General features: G+C 72.9%; 5 protein-coding genes and 1 pseudogene. All 6 read left to right on the forward strand.

Annotation, left to right across the window (positions count from 1 at the left end; translation table 11 throughout):
- On the forward strand, nt 1-1,339 hold a 1,339-nt coding region (locus tag GT045_RS24475), incomplete at its 5' end, for an ATP-binding protein (RefSeq protein ID WP_161335457.1).
- Between the two features lie 140 nt (nt 1,340-1,479).
- The gene (locus GT045_RS24480; RefSeq protein ID WP_161335458.1) at nt 1,480-3,042 is read left to right on the forward strand and encodes a phage tail sheath family protein; all 1,563 of its coding nucleotides are present in this window, start codon (nt 1,480-1,482) and stop codon (nt 3,040-3,042) included.
- Between the two features lie 38 nt (nt 3,043-3,080).
- A complete protein-coding gene (locus tag GT045_RS24485; RefSeq protein ID WP_161335459.1) occupies nt 3,081-3,521 on the forward strand; it encodes a phage tail protein in 441 nt (146 codons plus the stop codon).
- Complete coding sequence (locus tag GT045_RS24490; RefSeq protein ID WP_161335460.1) at nt 3,518-4,027, forward strand: zinc-ribbon domain-containing protein; 510 nt, start codon at nt 3,518-3,520, stop codon at nt 4,025-4,027. The genes GT045_RS24485 and GT045_RS24490 overlap by 4 nt, the downstream gene beginning before the upstream one ends.
- The gene (locus GT045_RS39070; protein WP_237538843.1) at nt 4,024-4,182 is read left to right on the forward strand and encodes a DUF6760 family protein; all 159 of its coding nucleotides are present in this window, start codon (nt 4,024-4,026) and stop codon (nt 4,180-4,182) included. The genes GT045_RS24490 and GT045_RS39070 overlap by 4 nt, the downstream gene beginning before the upstream one ends.
- Before the next feature lie 211 nt (nt 4,183-4,393).
- A pseudogene (locus tag GT045_RS39975) lies at nt 4,394-4,772 on the forward strand (hypothetical protein); the annotation flags it as partial.

A 4,772-nucleotide genomic window follows, 5' to 3' on the forward strand; every position in this document is an offset into this window, starting at 1 on the left:
CGTCCTGGACGCGGCGGCGCTCGCCCGGCGCGACCGCGAACTGGCCGCGCTGGCCGGGGCAGCCGCCCGCGAGGCTCGTCTGACGGACGCCGGGGTGGTCCTCGGCCCGCTGGAGGCGCTGCCGGACAAGCCGTCCGAGCGGGCCCACGCGCTGCGCACGGTGTGTGCGGCGCTCTCCGGTGTCCCCCTGTTCACCTACGGCTCGCAGGGCTGGGACCCGGCCTGGGCCGCCCGCACTCCGGTGACCCTGACCGTGACGACCGCCGCTCCCGAGCAGCAGGTGGCACGGTGGCGGTACGCGCTGGAGACGGCCGCCGACGCGAACGGCGAGGACACCGCGCCGGTGGACTTCGACGCCCTCGCCCGGTCCGTGGCGGCGCACCGGCTGGACTCCGGGCAGCTGCGGCGCGCCGCCGAGGCGGCCATGCGCACGGCGGCGCTGGCGGGGCGGCCGGTCGGCACGGACGATCTGCGGGCCGCGGTGCGGGCCCAGAACGGAGCGGGTCTGGCCCGGCTGGCCCGCCGGGTGGAGCCCGGGGTCGGCTGGGACGACCTCGTGCTGCCCCCGAAGACGCTGCGCGGCCTGCGGGAACTCGCGGTGCGCGCCCGCCACCGCGACCAGGTCCTCGGACGGTGGGGCATGCGGCCCGGCGGGGGCCGCGGGCGTGGCGTCATCGCCCTGTTCGGGGGTGAGTCGGGCACCGGCAAGACCATGTCCGCGGAGGTCGTGGCAGCCGATCTCGGCATGGACCTGTACGTGGTGGACCTGTCCACCGTCGTCGACAAGTACATCGGCGAGACCGAGAAGAACCTGGAGCGCATCTTCACCGAGGCGTCCGCGGTCAACGCGGTCCTGCTGTTCGACGAGGCCGACGCGATCTTCGGCAAGCGCTCGGAGGTGAAGGACGCGCGTGACCGGCACGCCAACATCGAGTCGGCGTACCTGCTCCAGCGGATGGAGTCCTTCGACGGGATCGCCGTGCTGACTACCAATCTGCGGGCCAACCTCGACGAGGCGTTCACCCGTCGCCTGGACGTCGTCGCGGACTTCCCGGTGCCCGACGCGGCACAGCGCCTCGCCCTCTGGGAACGCTGCCTGGGCGACCGTCTGCCCCGCGCCGGCGACCTGGACCTCGCGTTCTGCGCGGACCGGTTCGAGCTCGCGGGCGGTTCGATCCGCTCCTGCGCGGTGACCGCCGCCTACCTGTCGGCGGAGTCCGGTGCGCCGCTGGCGATGCGCGACGTGGTGACGGCGGTGGCCCAGGAGTACCGCAAACTCGGCCGGCTGGTCCTGGAGGCGGAGTTCGGGCCCTACCTCGCGCAGGTCAGCGGCCCGTGAGCCTGCACGCGCGGTGCGCGGTGACCGCCCCGGCGGGCAGGCCGCCTGCCCCCGGCCAGGGCCCGAAGTCCCCTGCGAACGGCGGCGGGCGGGAGGAAGGGTGAGGAGGACCAGGACCACAGGATCGTGAAGGAGCGAGCATGCCGACGTACCTCACCCCAGGCGTATACGTGGAGGAGGTGCAGTCCGGTGCTCGCCCGATCGAGGGTGTGGGCACCGCCGTCGCCGCGTTCGTCGGCTTCGCCGAGAACGGCCCGTTCCACGAGCCGACGCTGGTCACCAGCTGGGACCAGTACACCCAGCAGTTCGGCGGCTTCACCCAGGGCACCTACCTGCCGCACGCTGTGTACGGCTACTTCGCCAACGGCGGCGGCGCCGCGTACGTCGTCCGGATCGGCGGCTCCGCCGAGGACGCGTCCGCCCCGGCCGCCGCGCAGGGCGACGCCGCACGGCAGACGCAGGTGGCGCCCACGGTGGAAGTGGGCGGCTTCCTCATCGCGGCCAGGCCCGGTGTGACCGGCGTGTCCGTGGAGATCGCCGAGGCCGACGGGGAGAACCCGTCCGAGGACCGCTTCAGGGTCCTGGTCCGCCAGGGCGACCAGGTGGCCGAGACGTACGACGCCTCCACCCGCAGGAACGTCAAGGGCTACCTGCTCAACCAGGTCCGCGCCTCGAAGCTGATCGAGGTCACCGAGCAGCGCGGCGCGAGCCAGACGAAGCCGGCCGCGCAGACGCTGGCGGTGCCCGACGCCCCGGCCGCGCCCGCCCCCGCCGCGTCCGGCGAGGTGGCCCGCATCGATCCGGCCGAGTACGTCGGTGACGCCGGCGCCCGCACCGGGTTCGCCGGCCTGGAGACCATCGACGAGATCACGATGGTCGCCGTACCCGACCTGATGAGCGCCTACCAGCGCGGCGACATCGACGCCGAGGGCGTGCGCACCGTCCAGCTCGCCGTCATCTCGCACTGCGAGCAGATGGGCGACCGGGTCGCGGTCCTCGACACCCCGCCCGGCCTGTCCGCGCAGGCGGTGCGCACCTGGCGCAACGACGAGGCGGGCTACGACTCCCGGTACGCGACCCTCTACTACCCGTGGGTGCGCGTCTTCGACCCGGCCGCCGGCCGCAACACCACGGTCCCGCCGAGCGGCCACGTCGCCGGTCTGTGGGCGCGCAGCGATGCCGAGCGCGGTGTGCACAAGGCACCCGCGAACGAGGTCGTCCGCGGTGCGGTGGACCTGGAGCTGCGGCTGAGCAAGGGCGAGCAGGACCTGCTCAACCCGATCGGCGTGAACTGCATCCGGGCCTTCCCCGGCCGCGGTGTCCGCGTGTGGGGTGCCCGCACCCTGTCCTCGGACCCGGCGTGGCGCTACCTGAACGTGCGCCGCCTGTTCAACTACCTGGAGGAGTCCATCCTCCTGGGCACCCAGTGGGTCGTGTTCGAACCGAACGACGACCGCCTGTGGTCGAGCATCCGCCGCAACATCAGCGCGTTCCTCACCGAGGAGTGGCGCCGGGGCGCGCTGTTCGGGCGGACGGCCGCGGAGGCCTTCTACGTGAAGTGCGACCGCGACAACAACCCGCAGGAGTCGATCGATCAGGGCCGCGTGGTCTGCGAGATCGGCGTGTCGCCCGTCAAGCCCGCCGAGTTCGTGGTGTTCCGGCTGGCCCAGTTCTCCGACAGCACCAGCCTCGTCGACGAGTGATCCGGACGAGTGGTCCAAAGGAAAGGTGACAGACAGACATGGCAGAGGGCGATGCTCTTTCCACCCATATCTTCGGCGTACAGCTCGGCGGGTACCTGGTCGAATCGATCCAGGAGTTCAGCGGGCTGACCGTCGAGGAGGAGGTCGTCGAGGTCCGGCAGGTCAGCTCCGAGGGCAAGCAGATCATCCGCAAGCAGCCGGGTGCCCGACAGGCCGGTGAGATCACCATCACCCGTGGACTCGACCAGAGCAGCGAGTTCACGAAGTGGATCAAGGAGACTCTCAACAACGGCGCCGTCGACACCGCGCGGCAGAACCTCACCATCGAGATCAAGGACTCGACCGGCGCGACCGTGCGCCGTATCCAGCTGATGCAGGGCTGGGCGTCCAAGTGGGAGGGGCCCTCGCTCAAGGCGGGCGAGTCGTCCGCCGCGACCGAGACCGTGACCATCGTGTTCGAGGAGATCATCGTCGAATGAGGCGCCGTACGGTGACCGCGGGCAGCCTGGAGGAGATCCTCCAGGCGACGGCGCCCGCGGCGGACACGGGCGCGGCGGCCCCTCGTCCCCCCGCCGCCGCCCCCGCACCTCCCTCCCCCGCCGGACACGACCACGGGCTGCGCACCGAGTTCGAGTTCGAGCTGCCCCGCGGCTACGTGGACGAGGCGGGCACGCTGCACCGGCACGGCGCGATGCGCCTGGCCACCGCCCGCGACGAGCTGCGGCCGCAGATCGACCTGCGGGTCAAGGAGAACCCGGCGTACCTGAGCGTGGTGCTGCTCAGCCAGGTGATCACCCGGATCGGCACGATCACCGACGTGCACGCCGGGGTCGTGGAGCGGATGTACGCCACCGACGTGGCCTTCCTCCAGGACTTCTACCGACGCGTCAACAGCGAGGGGCACACCCGGGCCGCCGTCACGTGCCCGCACTGCGAGGGCGGCTTCGAGGTCGACCTCTCGGGTGGGCGCCTGGGGGAATCGTGACGTACGCCCTTCCCCGGTTGCGGGAGGAGATCGCGTACATCGCCTACCACTTCCACTGGCCCCGCGAGGAGATCCTCGATCTGACCCACGGCGAACGCCAGCAGTGGGTCACCGAGATCGCCCGTATCAACACCCGCGTGAACGAAGGCGGTTGAGCACATGGCATGGCGGGACAGGTGGCGTCCTACGCGACGTGCCGTCGAAGCGGCCGCCCCGGCCGGCGGACCTGCCGCCTCCGGCACCGTCGAGGCGACGCCGTCCGCCGACGGGGGCACGTCGTCCGTCGGCGGGGGTACGTCGTCCGTCGGCGGGGGTACGTCGTCCGTCGGCGGGGGCACGCCGTCCGCCACCGCTCGGGGATCCGCCGTGCCGGCCGGCTGGGACGGTGGCTGGCGCTCCGTCGCCGGCCCGGCGCTCACCCTTTCACGGGCCCCGCTGGCCGTCAGTGACGGCCTCGTCTTCCGGGCCGGCCTGGCGGCCTGGCGTGATCCCTCGTTCGACACGGGTCTGGCACACGGCGTGCTGCCGTCGGCGCCGGCCGGCGTCGTCCGCGGTGTCACCCGGCCGCCGGCGTCACCCCGGTCCGCGCACGGCGGTGGCGGACCGCTGCTGCTGCGGGCGCTCTCCCCGCAGGGGGAGGACAGCTTCCCGGATGCCGGGGAAGGCGGTTCCGCCGGCGCGGGACGTCCGGCGGGCGCGGGACGCCCCGGCTCCGCGGCGTCCGCGGGCGCGCGTGGCGCGAGGG

This window comes from Streptomyces sp. SID486, assembly GCF_009865385.1.
GTDB lineage: Bacteria > Actinomycetota > Actinomycetes > Streptomycetales > Streptomycetaceae > Streptomyces.